Origin of the sequence: Allostigmatella hybrida (assembly GCF_020103775.1) — a bacterium.
GTDB classification, from domain to species: Bacteria; Myxococcota; Myxococcia; order Myxococcales; family Myxococcaceae; genus Hyalangium; species Hyalangium aurantiaca.
The window spans coordinates 243,044-266,704 of sequence record NZ_JAHXBH010000002.1 but is presented as its reverse complement, the minus strand read 5'-3'; the positions used below and the strand labels follow the sequence as shown (position 1 = coordinate 266,704).

At 68.0% G+C, this 23,661-nt stretch carries 20 protein-coding genes and 1 pseudogene; 14 read left to right on the top strand and 7 right to left on the bottom strand.

Annotated features, from left to right (window positions below; translation table 11 throughout):
- The first annotated feature begins 1 nt into the window (after position 1).
- The 9 genes from menC to ndk all read left to right on the top strand — a co-directional run bounded on the left by menC (position 2) and on the right by ndk (position 10,643).
- The gene (gene menC, locus KY661_RS06370) at positions 2–1,138 is read left to right on the top strand and encodes an o-succinylbenzoate synthase (protein WP_225409353.1); all 1,137 of its coding nucleotides are present in this window, start codon (positions 2–4) and stop codon (positions 1,136–1,138) included.
- Positions 1,135–2,577 (top strand): o-succinylbenzoate--CoA ligase, encoded by a 1,443-nt coding sequence (gene menE, locus KY661_RS06365; RefSeq protein ID WP_225409352.1) that lies wholly within the window; start codon positions 1,135–1,137, stop codon positions 2,575–2,577. Before menC ends, menE begins: the two co-directional genes overlap by 4 nt.
- Before the next feature lie 140 nt (positions 2,578–2,717).
- Entirely contained in the window at positions 2,718–4,013 is a 1,296-nt protein-coding gene (icd, locus tag KY661_RS06360; RefSeq protein WP_075010870.1) for an NADP-dependent isocitrate dehydrogenase, read from the top strand.
- Positions 4,014–4,035: 22 nt separating this feature from the next.
- Positions 4,036–4,980: a malate dehydrogenase gene (gene mdh / locus KY661_RS06355; protein ID WP_075010871.1), complete on the top strand. Its 945-nt coding sequence runs from the start codon at positions 4,036–4,038 to the stop codon at positions 4,978–4,980.
- Between the two features lie 220 nt (positions 4,981–5,200).
- Positions 5,201–7,078 carry a succinate dehydrogenase flavoprotein subunit gene (sdhA, locus tag KY661_RS06350; protein WP_225409351.1) on the top strand — a complete coding sequence of 626 codons (1,878 nt, stop codon included), beginning with the start codon at positions 5,201–5,203 and terminating at the stop codon, positions 7,076–7,078.
- 27 nt (positions 7,079–7,105) lie between these two features.
- Entirely contained in the window at positions 7,106–7,912 is an 807-nt protein-coding gene (sdhB, locus tag KY661_RS06345) for a succinate dehydrogenase iron-sulfur subunit (RefSeq protein WP_075010873.1), read from the top strand.
- Positions 7,913–8,063: 151 nt separating this feature from the next.
- Positions 8,064–9,224, top strand: coding sequence for an ADP-forming succinate--CoA ligase subunit beta (gene sucC, locus KY661_RS06340; RefSeq protein ID WP_225409350.1), 1,161 nt, complete (start codon positions 8,064–8,066; stop codon positions 9,222–9,224).
- 42 nt (positions 9,225–9,266) lie between these two features.
- Positions 9,267–10,166, top strand: coding sequence for a succinate--CoA ligase subunit alpha (sucD, locus tag KY661_RS06335; protein WP_225409349.1), 900 nt, complete (start codon positions 9,267–9,269; stop codon positions 10,164–10,166).
- Positions 10,167–10,205: 39 nt separating this feature from the next.
- Positions 10,206–10,643: a nucleoside-diphosphate kinase gene (gene ndk, locus KY661_RS06330; protein ID WP_225409348.1), complete on the top strand. Its 438-nt coding sequence runs from the start codon at positions 10,206–10,208 to the stop codon at positions 10,641–10,643.
- 68 nt (positions 10,644–10,711) lie between these two features.
- Here the strand turns inward: ndk and KY661_RS06325 are convergent, their stop codons facing one another.
- The 6 genes and pseudogenes from KY661_RS06325 to pdxR all read right to left on the bottom strand — a co-directional run bounded on the left by KY661_RS06325 (position 10,712) and on the right by pdxR (position 16,532).
- Positions 10,712–11,641 (bottom strand): LysR family transcriptional regulator, encoded by a 930-nt coding sequence (locus KY661_RS06325; protein WP_225409347.1) that lies wholly within the window; start codon positions 11,639–11,641, stop codon positions 10,712–10,714.
- Between the two features lie 40 nt (positions 11,642–11,681).
- Complete coding sequence (locus KY661_RS06320; RefSeq protein ID WP_225409346.1) at positions 11,682–12,242, bottom strand: antibiotic biosynthesis monooxygenase; 561 nt, start codon at positions 12,240–12,242, stop codon at positions 11,682–11,684.
- A 34-nt stretch (positions 12,243–12,276) separates the two neighbouring features.
- Entirely contained in the window at positions 12,277–14,100 is a 1,824-nt protein-coding gene (locus KY661_RS06315) for an amidohydrolase (protein ID WP_225409345.1), read from the bottom strand.
- A 119-nt stretch (positions 14,101–14,219) separates the two neighbouring features.
- Positions 14,220–14,936, bottom strand: a complete 717-nt coding sequence (gene sitI6, locus KY661_RS06310) for a SitI6 family double-CXXCG motif immunity protein (protein WP_225409344.1) — start codon at positions 14,934–14,936, stop codon at positions 14,220–14,222.
- A 5-nt stretch (positions 14,937–14,941) separates the two neighbouring features.
- A pseudogene (locus tag KY661_RS06305) lies at positions 14,942–15,085 on the bottom strand (DUF2380 domain-containing protein); the annotation flags it as partial.
- Between the two features lie 34 nt (positions 15,086–15,119).
- Positions 15,120–16,532 carry a MocR-like pyridoxine biosynthesis transcription factor PdxR gene (pdxR, locus tag KY661_RS06300; protein WP_225409342.1) on the bottom strand — a complete coding sequence of 471 codons (1,413 nt, stop codon included), beginning with the start codon at positions 16,530–16,532 and terminating at the stop codon, positions 15,120–15,122.
- Positions 16,533–16,654: 122 nt separating this feature from the next.
- Here pdxR and KY661_RS06295 point away from each other — a divergent pair, with 122 nt between their 5' ends.
- From KY661_RS06295 to KY661_RS06285, 3 genes are all read left to right on the top strand, one after another.
- Complete coding sequence (locus tag KY661_RS06295; protein WP_075010880.1) at positions 16,655–17,155, top strand: cupin domain-containing protein; 501 nt, start codon at positions 16,655–16,657, stop codon at positions 17,153–17,155.
- Positions 17,152–18,045, top strand: a complete 894-nt coding sequence (locus tag KY661_RS06290; protein ID WP_225409341.1) for a dihydrodipicolinate synthase family protein — start codon at positions 17,152–17,154, stop codon at positions 18,043–18,045. The genes KY661_RS06295 and KY661_RS06290 overlap by 4 nt, the downstream gene beginning before the upstream one ends.
- 121 nt (positions 18,046–18,166) lie before the next feature.
- On the top strand, positions 18,167–18,982 hold the full coding sequence (locus KY661_RS06285; protein WP_225409340.1) for an MBL fold metallo-hydrolase: 816 nt from the start codon (positions 18,167–18,169) through the stop codon (positions 18,980–18,982).
- A gap of 9 nt (positions 18,983–18,991) precedes the next feature.
- On the opposite strand, the gene KY661_RS06280 is transcribed toward KY661_RS06285, so the two are convergent.
- Complete coding sequence (locus KY661_RS06280; protein WP_225409339.1) at positions 18,992–19,552, bottom strand: hypothetical protein; 561 nt, start codon at positions 19,550–19,552, stop codon at positions 18,992–18,994.
- A 454-nt stretch (positions 19,553–20,006) separates the two neighbouring features.
- On the opposite strand from KY661_RS06280, the gene KY661_RS06275 reads away from it, so the two are divergent.
- Both KY661_RS06275 and KY661_RS06270 read left to right on the top strand, forming a co-directional pair.
- Complete coding sequence (locus tag KY661_RS06275; RefSeq protein WP_225409338.1) at positions 20,007–22,049, top strand: Kelch repeat-containing protein; 2,043 nt, start codon at positions 20,007–20,009, stop codon at positions 22,047–22,049.
- Positions 22,050–22,145: 96 nt separating this feature from the next.
- Positions 22,146–23,579: a glycoside hydrolase family 43 protein gene (locus KY661_RS06270; protein WP_225409337.1), complete on the top strand. Its 1,434-nt coding sequence runs from the start codon at positions 22,146–22,148 to the stop codon at positions 23,577–23,579.
- Positions 23,580–23,661: the final 82 nt, after the last annotated feature.

Sequence of the window (23,661 nt, the reverse complement as noted above, 5' to 3'; positions counted from 1 at the left end):
GATGCGCATCACGAAGACAACGCTCGCACCGTCGCGCCTGGAGCTGGTCCGGCCGCTGAAGACGGCGCGGGCCACGTACACGCTGCGGGAGGGCTACCTCATCCAACTGGTGGACGAGGAGGGCCGCATCGGTCAGGGCGAGGCGATGCCGCTGGTGGAGTTCGGCACCGAGTCTCTGAGCGTGTGCCAGCAGGTGCTCCAGGGCCACTTCCGGCGGTTGGACGGACAGCCGCTCGCGGACAACCTGGATGCCATCGAGGAGGCCTTCGCGCTGCCCACGGGCGGGCCGGGGCAGGGCCGGGGGCTGCGGCTGCGTCCCACGGAGGAGATTCCCCACGCGCCCGCGGCGGACCACGCGGTGGAGATGGCGCTGCTGGACCTGCTCGCGCAGCGGCGGGAGATCCCCCTGTGCCGGTTGCTGGACCGGGCGGCGCGCCCGGAGGTGTGGGTCAACGCGCTGCTGACGGCGGATGCGCCCGGGGAGCTGGCCGAGGAGGCCCGGAAGGCCGTGGCCGAGGGCTACAAGACCGTCAAGCTGAAGGTGGCGGGCCGGCCGCTCGATGAGGACGAGGCGCGCGTGCGCGCGGTCCGCCAGGCGGTGGGCCCCGAGGTGAACATCCGGCTGGATGCGAACGGGGGCTGGTCGGAGACGGAGGCGGTCCATGCGGTGGACCGGCTGGGCTGGTACGGGCTGGAGCTGTGCGAGCAGCCCGTGCCGCCGCAAGAGCTGCGGGCCCTGTGGCGGCTCCAGCGCCGGGCCCCGTTCCCGCTGGCCGCGGACGAGGCGCTGGCCTCCCCCGAGGCGATTCCGGTGTTGCTGGGGGCGGCCGGTGGCATACCCGCGGCGAGGGCCTTCGTCCTGAAGCCCATGGTGCTGGGCGGCCTGCTGCCCGCGCTGATGTTCGCGCGTCAGGCGGCGAGCCTGGGGCTGGAGGCGTTCGTCACGAGCGCGCTCGACGGCGTCGTCTCGCGGGCGGGCGCGGCGCACCTGGCGGCGGCCTTGCCCTCGGGAAGGCTGGCCTCGGGGCTGGGGGTGGGAAGCCTCTTTGTCCGCGAGGAGCCCGAGGTGCACCCCTTCCAACCCATCCAGGGACGGATCCGGCTGCCGGAGGCGCCGGGGCTCGGGCTCGTCCCATGAGCCTGGGGTGCCCCATCCGGGAAGGGGCCGCGCGCGCGCCCGAGGCCGAGGCGCTGACCTTCGCCGGACGCCGGTGGACCTACCGCCTCCTGGACGAAGCGGTGGGGCGCTGGGTGGCCGCGCTCCAGGCCCGGGGGGTGAAGCCCGGGAGCCGCGTCGCGCTGCTCTCGGCCAACCACTCCGACGCGGTGCACCTCTTCTTCGCCCTGGGGCGGCTGGGGGCGTTGCTCGCGCCGCTCAACGCCCGGCTCACCGCGAAGGAGCTGGCGCCGCTGGTGCAGGAAGTCGCCCCAGGCCTGACGCTGGCCCAGGACGCGCTGGCGGAGCGGCTTCCGGGGGCCGAGCGCCTGGAGTCCTGGGCGGGCGCGCTCCCGGAGGCCTCGACGGAGTGCCTGCCCCGGGAGGCGTCCACGCCGCGCGTGGTGCTCTTCACCTCTGGGACGACGGGGCGGCCCAAGGGGGCGGTGCTGACCGAGGGCAACTTCCGCGCGTCCGCGCGGTGCTCGGCGGCGAACCTGGGCGCGTTTCCAGCGCCCCGCTGGCTGGGCACCTTGCCGCTCTTCCACGTGGGCGGCCTGTCGATGCTCTCGCGCTGTGCCTATGACGGCGGATGCCTCGTGCTCCAGGACCGGTTCGACGCGGACGCGGTGAACCACGCCCTGGACCACGAGGGCGTCACCCACGCGAGCTTCGTGGCCACCACGCTGGAGCGGATTCTGGATGCCCGCGCGGACCGGCCCGTGCCTGCGTCCTTCCAGCTCGCGCTGATTGGTGGCGGCCCCGTTCCGGCACCGCTGCTGGCGCGGGCCCGGGCGGCCCGATTGTTGGCGTTGCAGACATATGGGCTGACCGAGGCGTGCTCCCAGGTGACGACCGAGCGCCCCTCCGAGGCGGATGGCCAGACCGCGGGCGCCGCGCTGCCGGGGCTGGAGGTGCGGATCGCCGGGCTAGAGGGGCAGACGCTCGGGCCGGGCCAGGAGGGGGACATCGAGGTGCGCGGCCCCACGGTGATGGCGGGCTACCTGAACCGGCCCGAGGCCACGCACGAGGCGCTGGGCGGGGGCTGGCTGCGCACGCGGGACGTGGGCGTCTTGGACGGGCGGGGGCGGCTGAAGGTGCTCTCCCGGCGCACGGATCTGATCGTGCGGGGAGGGGAGAACCTCTACCCGGTGGAGCTCGAGGCGGTGATCGCCAGCCACCCGTCGGTGCAGGAGGTGGCCGTGGTAGGCATCCCGGACGCGCGCTGGGGAGAGGTGCCAGTGGCCTTCGTGGTGCCTCGCGGGGGCCAGCCATTTCCTTTGGATCTCGACGATTGGTGCCGCCGCTCGCTGGCGGGCTTCAAGGTGCCATCGCGCTTCCTTCCTTTGGATGCGCTGCCGCGCAATGCGATGGGCAAGGTGGAGCGCACGGTGCTGCGCCAGCGCCTGTCACCCCCCTGATACAAGAGCGGCTTATCCGACGGCGTGTGCTTGGCGCACGGGGGATGCGGAAACGAGGCCAAAGCGCTTGACTGGAGGGGGCGGGTTCCGGACTATCCGCCACCCTTCTTACACGGCCACACCTTCCCGGAGTTCTTTCAATGGCGCCTCCTTCTGGCGAGAAGATCACCCTGCAGAGCGGCAAGCTCCACGTGCCGAACAACCCGATCATCCCCTACATCGAGGGCGATGGCACCGGCCGGGACATCTGGCGCGCCTCCCAGGCCGTCTTCGACGCGGCGGTGGAGAAGGCCTACCAGGGCAAGAAGAAGATCTCCTGGTACGAGGTGCTGGCGGGCGAGAAGTCCTTCAAGCAGGTCAACAACTGGCTGCCGGACGAGACGGTCGAGGCCTTCCGCTCGTACCTGGTGGGCATCAAGGGCCCGCTGACGACGCCGGTGGGCGGCGGCATCCGCTCGCTGAACGTGGCGCTGCGCCAGATGCTGGACCTGTACGTGTGCCTGCGCCCCGTGCGCTACTTCAAGGGCGTGCCGAGCCCCGTGAAGGGCCCGGAGAAGGTCGACATGGTCATCTTCCGTGAGAACACGGAGGACATCTACACGGGCATCGAGTTCGAGGCGGGCACCGCCGCGGCGGAGAAGTTCCTCGGCCTGCTCAAGAAGGAGTTCGAGAAGGAGTTCAAGAAGATCCGCTTCCCCACCAACGTGGGCATCGGCATCAAGCCCGTCTCCCAGGAGGGCACTGACCGGCTCGTTCGCGCCGCCATCCAGTACGCGGTGGAGCACAAGCGCAAGAGCGTCACCCTGGTGCACAAGGGCAACATCATGAAGTTCACCGAGGGCGCCTTCCGCAAGTGGGGCTACGATCTCGCGGCCCGCGAGTTCGGTGACAAGGTCTACACCTGGGATCAGTGGGAGGCCACCAAGGCCGCCAAGGGCGAGGACGCCGCCAACGCCGAGCAGAAGGCCGCCGTGTCCGCCGGGAAGATCATCATCAAGGACTCCATCGCGGACATCACCCTGCAGCAGGTGCTCACGCGCCCCGACGAGTTCGACGTCATCGCCACGCTGAACCTCAACGGCGACTACCTCTCGGACGCGCTCGCCGCGCAGGTGGGCGGCATCGGCATCGCGCCGGGCGGCAACATCAACTACGTCTCCGGCCACGCCGTCTTCGAGGCCACCCACGGCACCGCGCCCAAGTACGCGGACCAGGACAAGGTGAACCCCGGCTCCGTCATCCTCTCCGGCGAGATGATGTTCCGCCACCTGGGCTGGAACGAGGCCGCGGACCTCATCATCAAGGGCATGGACCGCGCCATCGCGGCCAAGACGGTGACGTACGACTTCGCCCGCCTGATGAAGCTCGAGGGCCAGGGCACCGTGACCGAGGTGAAGTGCTCCGAGTTCGGTCAGGCCATCATCAAGCACATGTAGTCTCTGATTGGAGACAACGCACATGACTCAGACCCGTAAGAAGAAGATCGGTCTCATCGGTGGCGGGCAGATCGGTGGCAACCTGGCGCTGATCGCCGTGCAGAAGAACCTCGGCGACGTGGTGCTGTTCGACATCCCCGCGGCCGAGGGGCTCGTCAAGGGCAAGGCGCTGGACATCAACCAGCTGTCCGCGGTGGACGGCTATGACTGCCGCGTCACCGGCACGACGGACTGGAAGGACGTCGCCGGTTCGGACGTCATCATCATCACCGCCGGTGTCCCCCGCAAGCCGGGCATGAGCCGCGAGGACCTGCTCGACATCAACCTGAAGATCATGCGGGACGTGGCGGCGAACATCAAAACGCACGCCCCGGGCGCCTTCGTCATCAACGTGGCGAACCCGCTGGATGCGATGGTGTTCGCGCTCCAGAAGATCTCCGAGCTGCCCAAGCACATGGTGGTGGGCATGGCGGGCGTGCTGGACACCAGCCGCTTCAAGTGCTTCGTGGCCGAGGCGCTCGGCTGCTCCATCCGGGACGTGGAGGCGCTGGTGCTCGGCGGCCACGGCGATGACATGGTGCCCCTGGTGCGTCACACCACCGTGGGCGGCGTGCCCCTGACGGAGCTGCTGGCCCAGGACAAGCTGGACGCCATCGTCAAGCGCACCCGCGAGGGCGGCGCCGAGCTGGTGGGCCTGTACAAGACGGGCAGCGCCTACTTCGCCCCGGCCTCCAGCGCCATCTCCATGGCGGAGAGCTTCCTGCTGGACCGCAAGCGCATCCTGCCGGCCGCGGCCCTGCTGGAGGGCCAGTACGGCATCAACGGCTACTTCTTCGGCGTGCCGGTGCAGATCGGCGCGGGCGGCGTGGAGAAGATCCTCACCCCCAAGCTCGACGAGTCCGAGAAGGCCGCCCTGGAGAAGTCCTTCCAGTCGGTGAAGAAGACGGTCGACAGCGTCAAGCTGTAGTCCAGGTAAAACCCGGGTCCGGCTCCCCTGGCTGTTTCTGAGGGGGCCGGCCCCTAATGCCGCGAATGGCGCGCCCTTATTGCTGGCGTGAACCTGATTGCGGCGAAGCGTTGACGAGTTCACTAGCGTGTAGAGCCCACACCGGGGACTTCGGGTGGCGCGCTCGGCAAGTCAAGCGAGCCAGCAGCCCCCTGCCTCCTGGCAGTGAAGGAGACGATGCATGGCAGCAGCAGCGCGGTTCACGGTGGTCGGCGGTGGTCTCGCCGGACTGATGACGACGATCAAGCTGGCCGAGGCGGGGCACCAGGTGGATGTGCTCTCCGTGGTGCCGGTGAAGCGCTCGCACTCGGTATGTGCCCAGGGAGGCATCAACGGTGCGGTGAACACGAAGGGTGAGGGTGACCACCCGGACATCCACGTGATGGACACCCTGCGGGGCGGTGACTTCCTCGCCGAGCAGGTGTCCGTGAAGGGCATGTGCTACGCGGCCCCGGGCGTCATCTACATGCTGGACCGCATGGGGGTGACGTTCAACCGCACCTCCGAGGGTCTGCTGGACTTCCGGCGCTTCGGCGGAACGCTCCACCACCGCACGGCCTTCGCGGGCGCCACCACCGGCCAGCAGCTGCTCTACGCGCTGGACGAGCAGGTGCGCCGCTACGAGGCCGAGGGCAAGGTCACCAAGTACGAGTTCTGGGAGTGGCTCGGCACGGTGAAGGACGAGGCCGGCCGCTGCATCGGCAGCGTGGCGCTGGACTTGCGCACGATGGAGATCCGCACCTTCCCGGCCGAGGCGGTATGCCTGGCCACGGGTGGCCCGGGCATCGTGTTCGGCCGCTCCACCAACTCCATCATCAACACCGGCACCGCGGCGGGCCGCGCCTACATCGAGGGCGCCGTCTACGCCAACGGCGAGTTCATCCAGGTGCACCCCACCTCCATCCCGGGCGAGGACAAGCTGCGCCTGATGAGCGAGTCGGTGCGTGGCGAGGGTGGCCGCGTGTGGGTGCCGCGCAAGAAGGGCGACACGCGCCTGCCCAAGGACATCCCGGACAGCGAGCGCTGGTACTTCCTCGAGGAGAAGTACCCCAAGTACAAGAACCTGGTGCCGCGCGATGTGGCCACGCGCGAGATCTTCACCGTGTGCCGCGACCTGGGCCTGGGCATCGGCGGCCGGGACGGCGTGTACCTGGATGTGACGCACATCCCCGCCAAGACGCTCGACGCGAAGATCAAGGGCGTGATGGAGATCTACGAGAAGTTCGTGGGGGATGACCCGCGCCACACGCCGATGGTCATCTTCCCGGGCATGCACTACTCCATGGGCGGCCTGCACGTGTCGTTCGAGGCGGACCCGCGCACGCATACCCCGGCCGAGGGCAGCCCGAAGAACCAGGCCACCCGCATCCCGGGCCTCTACGCGGCCGGCGAGGCGGACTACGCGTTCCACGGCGCGAACCGCCTGGGCGCCAACTCGCTCCTGTCCTGCATCTACTCGGGCATGATCGGCGGCCCGGCCATGGCGGCCTACGCGAAGAACAACGCCCAGAGCGCCGCGGCCAAGAGCGACAAGTACTTCAACGACGCGAAGAAGTACTGGGACGAGCGCTTCGCCACCATCAAGAAGATGGCGGGCACGGAGAACCCGTACCAGCTCGCCAAGGAGCTGGGCGACGTGATGACGGAGAACTGCACCGTCGTGCGCTACAACGACCGGCTCAAGAAGACGATCGAGAAGGTGCGCGAGCTGAAGGACCGCTGGAAGAACGTCAACGTGCTGGACACGGGCAACGTGGCCAACCGGTCGCTCTCCTACACCAACCAGGTGTGGAACATGCTGGAGCTGGGCGAGGTGATCGCCACCAGCGCGCTCCTGCGCGACGAGAGCCGGGGCGCCCACTACAAGCCGGACTTCTCCCTGCCGGAGCCGAAGTCGAAGGACCCGCGCGAGGACGCCGGGTGGATGGAGCTCTGGAAGAAGCGCCACGAGAAGTGGGCCAAGACGACCATGGCGAACTACTCGCCCGAGGGTCCGCAGATCTCCTACGAGGACGTCCCGACCCCGGTCCTGGCGCCGGAGCCGCGCTGGTACGCGTAAGCAAACGAAAGGAAGGGCTACCGAACCATGGATACCGCTCAGCCAAGTTCCGTCTCGTCGCAGACTGTGACCTTCCGCATCTGGCGCCAGGATGGGCCGGGAGGGGAGAGCCACTACGACGAGTTCCGCATCCCGTACCACAAGGGTGCCAACGTCGTGTCCTGCCTCATGGAGATCCAGCGCAACCCCGTCACCGTGCAGGGCAAGAAGGTCGCCCCCGTGGTGTGGGACGCCGCCTGTCTCGAAGAGGTGTGTGGCAGCTGCGCCATGAACATCAACGGCCGGGTGCGCATGGCCTGCTCGGCGTTGATCGACAAGCTGGAGCAGCCCATCACCCTGGAGCCGATGAAGAAGTTCCCCGTCGTGCGTGACCTGACGGTGAACCGCGACCGGATGTTCGAGGCGCTCAAGAAGGTGAAGGCGTGGATCCCCGTGGATGGCACGCACAACCTGGGGCCCGGCCCGCGCCAGTCGCAGAAGGACCACTCGACGATGTACGTGCTCTCCACGTGCATCACCTGTGGCAGCTGCCTGGAGGCGTGCCCGCAGGTGACGCTCGACAACTCCTTCGTGGGCGCGGCGGCCATCAGCCAGGCGCGGCTCTTCAACATGCACCCCACCGGCAAGCTGAACGCCGAGGAGCGCGTCCGGGCCCTCATGGGGCCGGGCGGCGTGCAGGACTGCGGCAAGGCGCAGAACTGCGTGAAGGTGTGCCCGAAGGAAATCCCGCTGACCAGCTCCATCGCGGCGATGAACCGCGAGGTGACCAAGGTCGTCATCAAGGACCTCTTCTTCAAGGAAGAGGAGAGCAAGGGACACTCCGGTCCAGGCTAGGGCCGGGCCGCTCCCGCGGTTGCGCCGTCTGTTTTACAACCCCCCGTGGCTGGCCTCTCCGGAATGTAAACGTTCTTGCACTCCGGCGCGTATTGCGAGAAGAGGCAGCCCCCACTGACGCCTAAGGTCGTCGCCATCACCCGGAGCCTCGATGAAGATCCACGAGTACCAGGGCAAGGAACTCTTCCGGAAGTACGGCGTCCCCACTCCCCGGGGCATTCTCGCGAACTCGCCCAATGAGGCGGAGGCCGCGGCCAAGGAACTGGCGACGCCGGTCGTCGTGGTGAAGGCCCAGATCCACGCGGGCGGCCGCGGCAAGGGCGGCGGCGTGAAGCTGGCCAAGAGCCCCGCCGAGGCGAAGGAGCTGGCCAAGTCCATCCTGGGCATGAAGCTGAAGACCATCCAGACCGGCCCCGAGGGGCAGACGGTCCACAAGGTCTACATCGAGGAGGGGCTCGCCATCGGCCAGGAGCTGTACCTGGGCGTGACGCTGGACCGCGCCACCTCGCGCATCACCTTCATGGCCTCCCGTGAGGGCGGCGTGGAGATTGAAGAAGTGGCCGCCCACCACCCGGAGAAGATCCTCCGCGAGGCGGTGGACCCGGCGGTGGGCTTCCTGGACTTCCAGGGCCGCAAGCTGGCCTTCGGGCTGGGCCTCACGGGCCCCACGGTGAACAAGTTCGTCCAGTTCTGCTCCGCGCTCTACAAGATGTACACGGAGACGGACGCGGCGCTGGTGGAGATCAACCCGCTCGTCATCCTGAAGGACGGCGGCGTGGTGGCGCTCGACGCGAAGGTGACCTTCGACGAGAACGCGCTCTTCAAGCACAAGGAGCTGCTCCACTACCGCGACCTGGCGGAAGAGGAGCCCCGCGAGACGCAGGCCAAGGAGTTCGATCTGGCCTACATCGCGCTGGACGGCAACATCGGCTGCATGGTGAACGGCGCGGGTCTGGCCATGGCCACCATGGACACCATCAAGCTGGTGGGTGGCAGCCCGGCCAACTTCCTGGACGTGGGCGGCGGCGCGAGCAAGGAGAAGGTGACGGCGGCCTTCAAGCTCATCCTGGCAGACCCGGCGGTGAAGGCGGTGCTCGTCAACATCTTCGGCGGCATCATGAAGTGTGACGTCATCGCCGAGGGCATCATCGCGGCCGCCAAGGAGGTCCAGCTCAAGGTCCCCCTCGTGGTGCGGCTCGAGGGCACCAACGTGGAGCAGGGCAAGAAGCTGCTGAGCAGCTCGGGCCTTGCCATCACCCCGGCGGACAACCTGCGGCAGGCCGCGGAGAAGGCCGTGGCCGCGATCAAGTAGTCCGCGCGCCTCTTCCGACACCCACACCCCTTTAAGGAAGCCATGAGCATCCTCGTCAATCACGATACGAAGGTCCTCTGCCAGGGCATCACGGGCTCGGCCGGTTCGTTCCACTCGAAGCAGATGCTGGAGTACGGCACGAAGCTCGTCGGCGGCGTCACCCCCGGTAAGGGCGGCACCGACTTCGAGGGCAAGGTGCCCGTCTTCAACACGGTGGCGGACGCGGTGAAGCAGACCGGGGCGAACACCTCGGTGCTCTTCGTGCCGCCCCCCTTCGCCGCCGACTCCATCATGGAGGCCGCCGACGCGGGCATCTCCCTCATCATCACCATCACCGAGGGCATCCCCGTCAACGACATGGTGCGCGCCAAGCGCTACCTGGAAGGCAAGCCGGGCGTGCGCCTCATCGGGCCGAACTGCCCGGGCGTCATCACCCCCGAGGCCAAGTGCAAGATCGGCATCATGCCGGGCCACATCCACAAGCCGGGCCGCATCGGCGTGGTGTCGCGCTCGGGCACGCTGACGTACGAGGCCGTGTACCAGCTCACCCAGCTGGGCCTGGGCCAGTCCACCGCGGTGGGCATCGGTGGTGATCCGGTCAACGGCACCAACTTCGTGGACGTGCTGAAGCTCTTCAACGCCGACCCCGAGACCGACGCGGTCATCATGATCGGCGAGATCGGCGGCACGGCGGAGGAAGACGCCGCCAAGTACGTGGCGAGCGAGTTCACCAAGCCCATCGCGGGCTTCATCGCCGGCCAGTCCGCGCCCCCGGGCAAGCGCATGGGCCACGCGGGCGCCATCATCTCCGGTGGCCAGGGCACGGCCGCCGAGAAGATGAAGGCCATGGAGGCTGCGGGCTTCCTGATGGCCGCGAGCCCCGCCGAGCTGGGCACCACGCTCCAGGAGGCCGTCAAGCGCGGGCCTCCGAAGAAGCGCTAACCGTTTTTTACTCAAGCACGAGATACGAGGACCACGACCATGGCCATCGAGCGTACGCTGTCCATCATCAAGCCGGACGGACTGGAGAAGGGCGTCATCGGGAAGATCATCTCCCGCTTCGAGGAGAAGGGCCTGAAGCCCATCGCCATCCGCCTGCAGCACCTGTCCCAGGCCCAGGCCGAGGGCTTCTATGCCGTCCACAAGGCCCGGCCCTTCTTCAAGGACCTGGTCAGCTTCATGATCTCCGGCCCCGTGGTGCTCATGGTGCTGGAGGGCGAGAACGCGGTGCTGGCCAACCGTGACCTGATGGGCGCCACCAACCCGGCGCAGGCCGCCGCGGGCACCATCCGCAAGGACTTCGCCACCAGCATCGACAAGAACACGGTGCACGGCTCGGACAGCCTGGAGAACGCGAAGAACGAGATCGCGTACTTCTTCCGCGAGACCGAGATCCACGCGTACACGTACCAGAAGTAGTCCGCGCTTCTGACGGTGGACTCCGGCCCGGTGCCCGCGCTCATCGCGCAGGCCCGGGCCTCTGTCTTTCAGGGGGAAGGGCCCGGCTGCGGGGGCCCGATGTCGCGCAGGCACAGCTCCGTCATGCGCTCCAGCAGCCAGCGCGTGGCGGGGCCCTTGGAGAGATCCGGCCGGTACACGATGGAGAGCGAGAGCACCCACTGGTCCTCGCCCCAGGCGGCGGGCCGCAGGCGCACCAGCTGGCCGCTGGCGAGCTCCTCCTGGACCAGATGCTCCGGCATGTTGCCCCAGCCGAGGCCGGCCCGGAGGAAGGCGTGCTTGGTGTGGAGGTCCGCCACGCGCCACACGTTGGAGGAGAGCAGGCCTTGATCCGCCGTCTGACGGGAGCCGCCCCGTTCGCTCAGCACGATGTTCACGTACTCGGCGAGGACCTGCGTGGGCACGGGGCCCTGGAGCTGCGCGAGCGGGTGGTCCTTGGCGGCGACGGGGATCATCCGGACCGTGCTGAGGTGCTGGCGTTCGAGCCCCTGCGTCTGCGCCGCCGGGCCCACCACGCCGATCTGGCAGGTGCCCTCCAGCACGAGCTCCGACACCGCCGACAGCGTGTCCGTGTACAGGCGAAGCTGCACGCTGGGGAACTTCGCCGAGAACTCCCGGCAGAGATCCACCAGCGCCCGGACGGGCAACAGGGCGTCGACCGCCAGGGCGATGCTGGACTCGAGCCCCTCGACGAAGCCCTCGGCCATGCGCTTGAAGGCGTCGACGTCGGCGCAGATGCGCCGGGCGGCCGCGAGCAGCACGGTCCCCTCGCCGGTGAGCGTCGGAATCTTGGTCGAACGGTCCCAGAGCTGAACGCCCAACTGCGTCTCGAGGTTCGCCATGGCGTGGCTCACCGCGGACTGGACGCGCCGGAGCTTGCGGCCCGCCGCCGAGAAGCTGCCTTCATCGACGACGGCCACGAAGGTGCGGAGCTGATCCAGAGTGATGGCGTCGAACATGGCGCCATCATGATGTGATCTCCGGGGCAAGGCGCTGGATTCAGTGCTTCGAGGGGGCGTACAGCCACCGCGCGAGGAGCCCGGTCAGCCGGGGCATGATGAACCAGGTGAGCGCCGCCACGGGGAGGGCCGTCGAGAGGGAGACGGCCACGAAGCGGGGGAGCGTCTTGGGAATCAGCATGCCCAGGATGAGCGCCTGGGGAAGCAGGGCCAGCCACGTCACGAGGGCCATCTTCCACTTGGGGGGCACCGCGCGCGGGCTCATGCCCGGCACGGTGAACCAGGTCTCCAGGCCGGTACGGACCGCGGGGGGCTCCAGGGTGGTGGCGAGCGCATCCCCGGCTCGGAGCAGCTCCACGACTTCAGGCAGGGCCTGCCACGCATCCAGGGCGCTCTGGCCCTCGAAGCGCAAGAGGATGAAGTAATCGCCTTCGCCCGCCTTGAACACGCTTGAGCCTTGCAGGGCTGGGTTCCCGGACGCGGTCTTCATCAGCGCCTGGACCCACTGCTCGAAGGCCGCATGGGTGCCGGGCTTGATGCGCCGCTCCAAGACGATCTTGACGGGCTGGGGGGCTGTTCCGTCGAGCTTCAGGACTTCCATGGCCGTTTCCTTTCCGTGAGCCATTGAGGCCGCCTCAGAACACGAAGCAATCGCAGCCGCTCCCGCTGCCCCAGAGGGCACCGTGCGCGACGGGGGACGCGTGAACGTGGGGATGGGCGTGGGAATGGGAATGGGCATGGGCGGAAGCGGGGGAGGCCGACGGTCCCGAGAGGCCTCCATCGCCCGCGACAGGAGACCAGTCCGGGCTCACGGGGGGAAGGGGAGGCGCCAGGGGACCGAACTTGCCCGCGCCGTAGACCACCTTCCCATCGACCACGGTGAGGACCGACTGGAGCTGTTTGATCTCCTCCTCGGGCACCGAGAAGTAGTCGGCGGAGAGCACCGCGAGGTCGGCGAACCTGCCCTCGGAGAGGGTTCCCTTGTCCTGATCCTCGCCGGAGAACCAGGCGCTGCCGGCGGTGTAGAGCCGGAGCGCCTCTTCCCGGCTCATCCGGTTGGAGGACGGGTACATCGCGGCGCCCCCGAGCGTCTTGCCCGTGACGAGCCAGTACAGCGCGACCCAGGGGTTGTAGCTGGACACGCGCGTCGCATCGGTGCCCGCGCCGACCGGAATCCCCAGGTCGAGCATGCGCCGGATGGGCGGGGAGTGGGCCGCGGCATCCGCGCCATACCGGGCGATGAAGTGCTCGCCCTGGAAGGCCATCCGGTCCTGGACGGCGATGCCGCCGCCGAGCGCCCGGGTGCGCTCCAGGTTCCGGGGGGTGATGGTCTCCGCGTGGTCGAACCACCACCGCAGCCCCTGGAAGGGCACGTCCCGGTTCACCTTCTCGAAGACGTCCAGGAAGCGGCTGATGGACTCGTCGTAGGTGGCGTGCAGCCGGAAGGGCCAGCGGTGCTCGGCGAGGTGCCGGACCACCGTCTCCAGCTCCTCTTCGAGCGAGGCGGCAAGCTCGGGCCGGGGCTCGAGGAAGTCCTCGAAGTCGGCGGCGGAGAAGACGAGCATCTCGCCCGCCCCGTTCATCCGGTAGAAGGCATCACCCTGACCGGGGCGGACCATGCCCGTCCACTTGCGGAAGTCCTCGATCTCCTGCTGGGGCCGCTGGGTGAAGAGGTTGTAGGCGATCCGCACGGACAACTGCCCCTGGCGGTGCAGGGATTCCACCACCTGGTAGTCGTCGGGGTAGTTCTGAAACCCGCCGCCCGCGTCGATGACGCTCGTCAGCCCGAGGCGGTTGAGCTCCCGCATGAAGTGCCGGGTCGAGTTGACCTGATCTTCGGGGGAGAGCTTCGGGCCCTTGGCGAGGGTGGAGTAGAGAATGGCGGCGTTGGGCTTGGCGATGAGCATGCCCGTGGGGTTGCCCTGCCGGTCGCGCTGGATTTCGCCTCCCGGAGGATTGGGCGTGTCGCGCGTGTAGCCCACGGCGCGCAGCGCGGCGCCGTTGAGGAACGCCAGGCCGTACAGGTACAGGATGAAGACGGGCGTCTCGGGGGCCGCCGCGTTGATCTCCTCCAGGGTGGGCAATCGCCGCTCGGCGAACTGGAACTCGTTCCAGCCGCCGACCACCCGCACCCATTGGGGAGGAGGCGTCCGCTGCGCCTGCGCGCGGAGCTTGCGCAGGGCATCCGCGAGCGAGGGAACCCCATCCCAGCGAAGCTCCAGATTGAAGTTCAGCCCTCCCCGGATGGTGTGGATGTGGGAGTCAATGAGCCCCGGGATGACGGTGCGGCCCTCCAGGTCGATGACCTGGGTGGCGGCGCCGCGCTGGGCCATGACGTCCGGCTCACTGCCGAGGGAGGAGATGCGGCCGCCGGTGATGGCGACGGCGGACGCGCTGGGCTTGCGCGTGTCGCCAGTGAAGATGCGGCCGTTCTTGAGGATGAGGTTCGCGGAGGTCATGGTCTATCGATAGGGATGAGGGTTCAGTGCCTGGATGAGGGCAAGCTACAGAGGGAGCGCTGGCAGCGACACCGCAATGTCTTCATGCTTTCCATCGATCCTGGAGATGGATGGGAGGATTACCGCGTGGGAAGTTCTCCAGCGTCAATCCCGCTTAGCCCCAGACGCTGAACGGCCTCCACGAATGGCTTCGTCCCCACAAGCGTCGTCTCGAAATCGGTCAGCCGGAATAAGTCGAGTTGCTCCGGTAATGAAGCGGCATCCAACACCATGCGCTCAGGGCGCCGAAGCCCCAGACGGCCACACGTCACACAGCGGGCGGGGGCATCGGCCGGGAAACAATCTGGATGAAGGTGCCCGTGGGCCGCGATTTCCAATTCAAGCAGATCAGGAGGGCTCTTTTGCCGGAAGCGCAGTTGGGTTGGAAAAGCGCGCAGGCCGCGAATGCCTTCCGCTTGGAGGCGCTCCAAGGCCTCGCGGCGAATGAGCGGCATCCAGGCACTTTGGAAGAAGAACTGACCGAAGGATCCAGACGCAGTTCCTTCTAGGGGGCCAAACTCTGCCCCCGGCAACAGTTGAGCGTCGGCGGGCACCAGCGGCCGAACCAGCTCACGCAAGCGGATGAATTCCTCCAACGGTTCTGGGCGTGCCTTCTCGAAGGCGGCCCGCTCTGGAAGAGGCGTGAGGTCCACCCCAGGAAAGGCAGAAGCACTTCCAGCCCACGTCGCGCCACACGCAGAGCAGTGCAGGCCGGGAAGCCCCCACCGATGCTTCGCTTGAAGACTTCCCGTCAGGGACGGAGAGCGGCCTTCGCGAAGCCAATAGAATTGGGACATCTCACCTATCTCCCGCGCCGGTAGGGAACAACCTGCCCTGTCAACTCAAAACGAAAGATCAACTCTCCAGCATGCTGGTAGATCTCCTGGGGACTCGCATCAGGGCGCTCATTCCTGAACTGTCTCCAAGCCTCGTTCCACAATCCTCCGCTGAGCGCCATAAGGGCGCAGCACGCGGAAGAGTCACCCAGGCCCACTCTTGCCGAGGAGCGTGATTGCGGCATCCAGTTCCCGGGGCTCCAGCGCGGCATATCCAGCGCGAAAGCCCTGCCGCGCCAGCCGCTCCGCTCCATGCGCACTGCCGGGCGTAAAGAGGAGTCCCTGCTCGGCGGCGCGGCGGCTCCACGCCTCCACGTCCACCCCTTCCCGGGCTCTCAGCCAGAGGGCCAGTCCTCCCGAGGGCACATCGAACTCAAGCAGCTCCCGCAGCTGCCGATGGGCCCGCAGGCGTGACACCAAGTGATCCCGGCGCCCCTCGTACACCCGGCGTGCCTTGCGCGCGTGCCGTTGAAGCTCTCCGTCCTCGAGAAGCTCCGCGACAGCGCGCTCCAGGGCAGGATCTCCCTGCCGGTCCACCGTCGCCCGTGCCTCCACCGCCTTTTCGAGAATCTGCTCGTTCGCCACGAGGTATCCGACACGGATGCCCGGCGCGAGCAGCTTCGAGAGCGAGCCGATGTACACCACGCTCCGGAGCTCGCCGGTGCTCGCCATGGGCAGGAGCGGACGCGATGCGTAGTAGTACTCGTAGTCGTAATCGTCCTCGATGATGGTGAATCCGTGCCGCGCCGCGAGAGACAAGAGTGCCAGGCGCCGCGCCGCGGAGAGAGAGACGGTCGTGGGGTACTGGTGGTGGGGCGTCGTGTAGACCGCACGAACCCGCCCACGCGCGAGCACCCGCTCCAGGGCGTCGATTCGCAATCCCTCATGATCCACGGGGACAGGGCATAGCTCCGCGCCCACGAACCGGAACGCGTCCCAGGCAGGCGTGTAGCCCGGGGACTCCACGGCGATAGCCTCGCCCGGGCGGACGAGCGCCTTGCCCGCGAGCAGCAGCGCCATCTGGCTGCCTCGGGTGATGACAAACTGCTCCGGCCGGCTGGAGAGCCCGCGCGCCTGGTTCAAGAACGAGGAGAGGACTTCCCGCAGCACCTCGTCACCGCGTGCATCTCCATACCCGAGGCCCTTGCGTGAGAGCCGGAGCAGGGCCCTGCGATACGCCCGCGCGAGGGCTTCCAGGGGCGCGAGGCGTGCATCCGGGGCACCATCGTTCAGGGTGAGGACAGAGGGCCTTGCCGCCACGGAACCCTGGCGCACGTCCGCCCGCCTGGGCTCGGCGTCGGCGACCGCATGGGCCGGAAGGGCAGGGGAGACGAAGGTTCCGCGCGCGGGCTGCGAGACCAGCCATCCCTGGGAGACGAGCTCATCGAGTGCGGTGACGACCACCTTGCGCGTGATGCCGAGCTCCTCTGCCAGCGTGCGCGTACCGGGCAGGGCATCTCCCGGGCGCAGCCTTCCCCGGCGGATGTCGCGGACAATGGCTTGGACAAGCTGGCGGTAGAGCGGCGTGGCGCTGGCGGGCTCCAGTGGCAGATCCAACCGCCACGGTCTCGCAACTGGACCCCTTGTCATCTGGAAACCGGCTCCTCTCACGGGTCCAGTCTAGCGCTACTCATCTGGGTGTGTCCGGCACATCGCCGGAGAAAGCAGGAGGAGCCCCCATGGCAGACGCAGGAACCGCCAAGTATCACTCGGCCGATTTCGACAAGACGCCCCCCCGGCCTCGAGTCGTCATGCCCGAGAAGCTCGCCCACCGTCAGGTCGAACAGGGCGGGCGGCAGGAGGAGTACTCGAAGGCACGCAAGCACCCGGTCTTCTTCGTTGACCTGCCCTCGCACGCGCTCAGCATGACGATTGGCTGGCTGGAGCCGGGCCAGTCCTCGAACCGGCATCGCCACACCTACGAGACCGTCCTCTACATCCTCGAGGGTGAGGGGTACTCGTACGTGGGGGGCAAGCGCGTCGAGTGGAAGCAAGGGGACGCTGTCTACGTCCCCGTGTGGGCGTGGCACAACCACGTCAACACCGGCCAGGGCGTGGCCCGCTACCTCGCGTGCGAGAACGCTCCCATGCTGCAGAACATGGGAGGCATCGCGCTGCGCGAGGAGGTGCCGGAGCGGGGCGACCAGTTCTTCGACAAGAACCACGAGGAGCGGTCATGAAGAACGCCCCCCTTCGAGGCATCGTCTCCTACCCCATCACCCCGTTTCAGGAGGACGGCCGCGTCAACCTCGGGCTGCTGCGCGAGCTGGTCGAGCGGCAGGTGAAGGCGGGCGTGCATGCCATTGCCCCGCTGGGAAGCACCGGCGTCCTCCCATACCTCACGGACGAGGAGCGTGAGGCCGTGACGGAGACCACCGTCCAACAGGTGGCCAGGCGCGTGCCCACCCTGGTGGGCGTCTCGAGCCTCACGACGGAGCGGACGGTCCACCATGCCCGCTTCGCCGAGCGGGTCGGGGCCACGGCGGTAATGATCATCCCGATGAGCTACTGGAAGCTGACGGATGCGGAGATCCTCCGCCACTTCGACACCGTGGCGAAGGCCATCTCCCTCCCGATCGCGCTGTACAACAACCCAGCGACCGGCGGAATCGACCTGTCCCCGGAGGTCATCTCGAAGGTTCTGGAGATCCCCAACGTCACCATGGTGAAGGAGAGCACGGGGGATGTGAACCGGATGCATCGCCTGGTGCAGCTCGCCGGTGAGCAGGTGGCCTTCTACAACGGCAGCAACCCGCTCGCGCTCGCGGCCTTCGTCGCCGGGGCGCGGGGGTGGTGTACCGCGGCGCCCCACCTCATCCCGGAGCTGAACGTCCAGCTGTACGAGGCAATCGAGCGGAAGGATCTCGATCGGGCACGCACGCTCTTCTACCGCCAGCTTCCCTTGCTGCAGTTCATCGTGAAGCACGGCCTGCCCCGGGCCATCTCGGCGGGACTCGAACTCACCGGGACACGGGTAGGCCCGCTGCGCGCGCCCTTGCTCCCGCTGGAGGCGCCGCAGGTCGAGGAGCTGCGGCGGATCCTCGTCACGCTTGAAGTGCTTCGCGCGTAACGGCCGCTTCCAGGGACAGACCGGGCTTGCGACGCCAAGCCCGGCAACGGAGGGGGCATCTTGCTTCCGGACGAAAGAGGCACATTGTATCCACCGTGAACACGGCTCCAGGAGCGTGCTGATGGCAATCCACCTCTGCTCCACCTGTGGGACCTCCTACCCGGAGTCCTCCACGCCCCCGTCCCGCTGCCCTATCTGTGAAGACGAGCGCCAGTACATGCCTCGCGGAGGCCAGACATGGACGACCCCCGAAGCACTCGCCCGGGGACACGCCAACAGCTGGCGTGAGCTCGAACCGGGTCTGTTCGCCATCCATACACAGCCCAGCTTCGCGATTGGCCAGCGCGCGCTGTTGCTGCGCACGCCGGTGGGCAACATCTTGTGGGACTGCGTGGCGCTGCTCGACGGGGCGACCGAGGCGATCGTGCGCGCGTTGGGCGGCTTGAGCGCGATCGCCATCTCCCACCCGCACTACTACACGTGCATGCAGGACTGGGCGCGCGCCTTCCAGTGCCCCATCCACCTCCATTCCGCTGATGCGCAGTGGGTGATGCGCCCGGATCCTCACATTCAGTCCTGGAGCGGCGAGACGCTGAAGCTCGGCGAGCAGGTGACGCTCATCCGGCTCGGCGGCCATTTCCCCGGAGGGACGGTCCTGCACTGGACGGCCGGCGCGGACCAGCGGGGGGCCCTGCTGAGTGGAGACATCGTGCAGGTCGCCAGCGACACATCTCGAGTCTCCTTCCTCTGGAGCTACCCCAACATGATGCCGCTGTCGGCGGGCACGGTGCGGCGCATCGCCGCCACGCTCGCGCCGTGGCGATTCGAGCGCGTCTACGGCGCGTTTCCCGGCCGGGAGGTGCTCCAGCGCGGAGGGGACGCGGTCGCGAGCTCCGCCCGGCGTTACATCGAACTGCTGGAGAGCACCCAGGCCTGAGCGTGGAGTTCAGATGCGCGCCGCCCGGCCGAACAGGGTGGCGGAGGCCAGCCACAGCGCCGCGAACATACCGTTGGCGCCGATCACGTCGCGAGGCCAGTTTGGCCCCTCGGCGCCCCAGCCGGCGAGCACCGCTGCAGCACCGATTGCCGCCTGCGCCGCCGCCACTGCGACCAGCGTGTGCATCATGCCCGCGGGCCGGAAATGCGACCTCAGCGCGCCGCCGGCCAGGATCGCGAGGACGCCCGCGTAAAGAAGGTTCGCGCCATGGTCCTCCGTCCCGATGACCCCGGCCGCCAGGTTCACCCAGATGAGTAAAAAGGACGTGACCAGAGTGAGCGCGGCGCCCGCGCGATAGGCGGGGCTGTTCGCCCGGCGCATCAGGAACTCGATCGCGCCCCCCACAGCGGCGATCAGCGCACCCATCACGAGAAAGTCGGTTTTGTCCCACTGGACCTCGGGCGTGAACTGCATGGCTACCGCAGGGACCAGCAGCAGCGCCCCCGCTCCTAGCCAGAGCGCGATCCGCCAACCCTTGCCGCGCCGATTGTCCGTCATCACCTCTGCCATGCCTGCCTCCATCGAACGGGGCGAAATGACTGTACCAGACCAACCTTCGGGGAGGCTGCTGGGTCAAGGTCGCCAGGGGCACTCCTTGCCATACAAGCGCCCGTAGCCATCCACCGCCACCGACTGCCCCTGGTTGGCTTGCCGCACGCACCAGCACGGGCGCGCCCGCCTGGGTGTAGGCCAGCGAACCCCAGGCGCCGAACGGGTTGCCCAGGCTGCTGAAGAACTTCATCCCCGTCATCGCTGCCGACAGGAAGAGCGTCCCCGCGAAGGACGCCTGCGGCCCCACGAGTACGCGCCGCGCGCCTTCTTCTCCGCTCATCCCGCTTTCTCCAAGGGCTTGAGTTTCCAGCAGCGCCGCGACTCCCTCATTGAGCACGCATGCGCGTGTTGTTCTACAGTGCCCGCCGCGCCCTCCTGCTCGCGCCCCTTTTCTCCCAGAGAAGGACCTCCTGTGTCCCTGCTGCGTCTCTTCGCCTTCCCCCTGCTCATGCTGGCGGTGCTCGCCGGCTGTGAACCCTCGCCGCTGCCCCCCAGCGGTGCTCCCACCGGCGCGATGCGGCTGGCCATTGAGACGGCCTCGGCCGCGCCGGGCGACGTCTCACGCGTCACCGTTACGGTTTCCGCCTCCGACATGGCCTCGCTCTCCACCCAGTTGGTGCTCACGGACGGTACGTGGAGTGGCGTCCTGGAAGGCATCCCAGCGGGCCCTCACCGGAGCTTCCTGGCCCAGGCGTTCACCGCGGCCGGCACCTTGCGCTACGAGGGGCGCGCCGAGGACGTCACCGTCACGGCGGACGCCACCGGCCTGGTGGCCCTCACGCTCCAGGATGTCACCCCTCCGCCTCCCTTGAGCAACGAGGCGCCCCTGATCGATTCCTTGAGGGTCAACCCGTCCACCGTGGTCCCGGGGGGCAGTGTCTCGCTGGCGGTCAGCGCCCATGACCCCAACGCGGGCGACACCTTGAGCTTCGCTTGGGAGGCTCCCTCCGGGAGTTTTTCGGCTCCCGCCCAGCCCCAGACCCTCTGGACGGCGCCCGCCACCCAGGGCGCGGTGACCCTCGTGCTCACGGTGAGTGACTCCCGGGGAGCGTCGCTCTCGGTGAGCGTGACGGTGAATGTCTCGCAGGGCAGCGGGGCCTCCGAGGTGAAGGTGGGCTTCAATACCGCTCCCAAGCTGGTGGCCCTGACCTCCACGCAGTCCTACCTGAATGTGGGCCAGCCGACGGCCCTGTCCGTGTCGGCCACCGACGTGGACGGCGACAGCCTGAGCTACCAGTGGAACACCACGTGCGCGGGCAGCTTCACGGACATGGCCGCCACCAGCGCGGCTTTCACGCCCTCGGCCCTGCCCACGTCCCCTTGTAACAACTGCCAGGTGAGCGTGACGGTGAAGGACGGACGCGGCGGACAGAACACGGGCCATCTTGCGCTGTGCGTCTCCAAGGGCGTGGTCTGGCGGGCCACGGGAAGTTGGACCGCCGTGGAGGCCATGGCCGCGCGGCGCTACGAGCATACGGCGACGCTGCTGCCCGGCGGCCAGGTGCTCGTTTTGGGAGGGTGGAGCGATACAGGGTTCCTGGCGGCGGCGGAGGTGTTCAATCCCGCCACGGGCACCTGGAGCCCCACCGCCCCCATGTCCAAAGCGCACTTCTGGCATGCGGCGACGCTGCTGCCCAATGGCAAGGTTCTTGTCTCAGGGGGATCCAACGGCAATGGCTTCTTGGCGGCGTCGGAGGTGTACGATCCGGCCACGGGCACCTGGAGTCTCTCCGGATCTCTGTCTACTCCCCGTTACCGCCAGACGGCGACGCTGCTGCTCGATGGCAGGGTGCTCATCGTAGGGGGAATCTACAATTCGAGTCCCCTGGCATCTTCGGAGGTGTATGACCCGGCCACGGGGGCCTGGAGTCCCACTGGCGCTCTGCCCACACCGCTCTATCGCCATACGGCGACGCTGCTGCCTAATGGCAAGGTTCTCCTCGCGGGAGGAGAGTTTCCTGCGGGATACCTGGCGGCGGCGCACGTGTACGACCCGGGCACGGGCACCTGGAGTCCCACTGGCGTGATGCTCTCCAAGCGCGCCGGGCATACGGCGACGCTGCTCGCCAACGGCAAGGTGCTCGTCTCGGGGGGAGAGAACAGCCAGGGCGGCCGGTATATGTCGGCGTCGGAGCTGTACGACCCGGCCACGGGCACCTGGAGCCCCACGGGCTCCCTGTCTACGCCGCGTTCCTGGCATACGGCGACGCTGCTCGCCAACGGCAAGGTGCTCGTCACAGGGGGATACAACGACGTGGGCAGCCGGTACCTGGCGGCGTCGGAGCTGTACGATCCGGTCACGGGCACCTGGAGCCCCACCGGCTCCCTCACCACACCGCGCTACGTGCATACGGCGACGCGGCTCGACGACGGCAGGGTCCTTATCACAGGGGGATACAACACCAGCGCCTACCTCGCGTCGGCCGAGGTGTACGACCCGCCTACGGCTTTCTGAAGATACCCCAGGGCATACTGGTATTTTCGTATTTCCAGGATTTTCTGTTCTGAGGCAGAGTGCTCCTGGAGCATGACTCCAGGAGGGTGTCTCTTCATGAAGACCTATCGGAAGTTCGCGGCCCTGACCGTCTTGGGTGCCGCCGCCGCAGTCTCTGGCGTGGGATGTGGCGATGAGGCGGGAGGCGAGGGGGCGGCGGCACTGGCCACTGCCCAGGCGCCGCTCGCCTGTACCACCCGCATCGTGTACGGCGATGCGTGGATCCACCCCGGTCACCCGGATCAATTCGACATCGCGGACGGCCAGGTGACCTGGGATGGGACCTGCGTCAACGAGGGGTCCAACTCCTACGCGGTGCTCTCCAATGGGTGGAAGCCGTACTTCACCGGCAACAACGCGTGCGTGATGTCGTTCGACTCGGACTGCGCGGGAGCCCCCGCGTGCTCCACACGCGTCACCTATGGCCCGAAGTGGATCCACGCCAACCCGGGGACTTACGACGACACGGCCGGGCGCGTGTTCTGGGACCGCTCGTGCGTCAACGAAGGGGCCAACTCCTACGCGGCGCTCTCCAATGGGTGGAGGCCGTACTTCACCGGTTCCAATGGCTGTGCCATGACGTTCCGGTACACGGGCTGCGGAGGGCTCTACAAGAACCCGGTGTTCCCCAATGACTGCGCCGACCCGGGCGTCATCTTCGATGGGGGCAAGTACATCGCGGTGTGCACCTCGGGCGGCGCCGCCAATGGGTTCCCCATCCGGACGTCTTCGGACCTGGTGACCTGGACGCATGCGGGTTACATCTTCCCCTCGGGCAAGCGGCCCTCCTGGGCCTCCTCGGACTTCTGGGCTCCGGAGATCCACCGCGTGGGCTCGCGCTACATCGCCTACTACACGGCGCGCGCCACCAATGGCGTCCTCTCGATTGGCGCCGCCACCGCCACCAGTCCGCTCGGGCCCTTCACCGATCTGGGCCGCCCCCTGATTCAGGATGCGTCGATGGGGATGATCGACGCCACGTTCTTCACCGACACCGCGGGGACGAAGTTCCTGGTGTGGAAGGCGGACGGCAACGCGGTGGGGCAGAAGACGCCCATCTACGGCCAGGCGCTCTCGGCGGATGGCCTGTCGCTGGTGGGCACGCGGCAGACGCTCATCACCAATGATCGTTCCTGGGAGGGTGGGGTGGTCGAGGCGCCGTGGGTCGTGGCGAAGGACGGCTACTACTACCTCTTCTACAGCGGCAACGCCTATTACAACGGCACCTACGCCATCGGCGTGGCCCGCGCGACGAGCCCCCTGGGCCCGTACACCAAGGCCAGCGCTCCCATCCTCAAGACCGTGCCGGGCTGGGAAGGCCCTGGGCACGGCTCGGTCATCACCTCTCCCTCCGGGACCTCGGTGATGGTGTACCACGCGTGGAACAGCGCCCACACCGCGCGCGTGATGCTCGTGGATGCCATTGTCTGGAGCAACGGTTGGCCGTCCATGCCCGCCGCGCCGTCGGTGAGCTCGCGGCCGATGCCCTGAGCCATCCCCTCTGAGGTGTCACGCCGCGCCGGCCCTCGCGAGGCTCTCTGGCCACGCGAGGGCCTCCTGTGGTAGCCAGCCG

Excerpts from the sequence above, each read along its gene's own strand:
- menC (WP_225409353.1), top strand. The coding sequence starts at position 2 with ATGCGCATCACGAAGACAACGCTCGCACCGTCGCGCCTGGAGCTGGTC.
- menE (WP_225409352.1), top strand. The coding sequence starts at position 1,135 with ATGAGCCTGGGGTGCCCCATCCGGGAAGGGGCCGCGCGCGCGCCCGAG.
- icd (WP_075010870.1), top strand. The coding sequence starts at position 2,718 with ATGGCGCCTCCTTCTGGCGAGAAGATCACCCTGCAGAGCGGCAAGCTC.
- mdh (WP_075010871.1), top strand. The coding sequence starts at position 4,036 with ATGACTCAGACCCGTAAGAAGAAGATCGGTCTCATCGGTGGCGGGCAG.
- sdhA (WP_225409351.1), top strand. The coding sequence starts at position 5,201 with ATGGCAGCAGCAGCGCGGTTCACGGTGGTCGGCGGTGGTCTCGCCGGA.
- sdhB (WP_075010873.1), top strand. The coding sequence starts at position 7,106 with ATGGATACCGCTCAGCCAAGTTCCGTCTCGTCGCAGACTGTGACCTTC.
- sucC (WP_225409350.1), top strand. The coding sequence starts at position 8,064 with ATGAAGATCCACGAGTACCAGGGCAAGGAACTCTTCCGGAAGTACGGC.
- sucD (WP_225409349.1), top strand. The coding sequence starts at position 9,267 with ATGAGCATCCTCGTCAATCACGATACGAAGGTCCTCTGCCAGGGCATC.
- ndk (WP_225409348.1), top strand. The coding sequence starts at position 10,206 with ATGGCCATCGAGCGTACGCTGTCCATCATCAAGCCGGACGGACTGGAG.
- KY661_RS06325 (WP_225409347.1), bottom strand. The coding sequence starts at position 11,641 with ATGTTCGACGCCATCACTCTGGATCAGCTCCGCACCTTCGTGGCCGTC.
- KY661_RS06320 (WP_225409346.1), bottom strand. The coding sequence starts at position 12,242 with ATGGAAGTCCTGAAGCTCGACGGAACAGCCCCCCAGCCCGTCAAGATC.
- KY661_RS06315 (WP_225409345.1), bottom strand. The coding sequence starts at position 14,100 with ATGACCTCCGCGAACCTCATCCTCAAGAACGGCCGCATCTTCACTGGC.
- sitI6 (WP_225409344.1), bottom strand. The coding sequence starts at position 14,936 with ATGTCCCAATTCTATTGGCTTCGCGAAGGCCGCTCTCCGTCCCTGACG.
- KY661_RS06295 (WP_075010880.1), top strand. The coding sequence starts at position 16,655 with ATGGCAGACGCAGGAACCGCCAAGTATCACTCGGCCGATTTCGACAAG.
- KY661_RS06290 (WP_225409341.1), top strand. The coding sequence starts at position 17,152 with ATGAAGAACGCCCCCCTTCGAGGCATCGTCTCCTACCCCATCACCCCG.
- KY661_RS06285 (WP_225409340.1), top strand. The coding sequence starts at position 18,167 with ATGGCAATCCACCTCTGCTCCACCTGTGGGACCTCCTACCCGGAGTCC.
- KY661_RS06280 (WP_225409339.1), bottom strand. The coding sequence starts at position 19,552 with ATGGCAGAGGTGATGACGGACAATCGGCGCGGCAAGGGTTGGCGGATC.
- KY661_RS06270 (WP_225409337.1), top strand. The coding sequence starts at position 22,146 with ATGAAGACCTATCGGAAGTTCGCGGCCCTGACCGTCTTGGGTGCCGCC.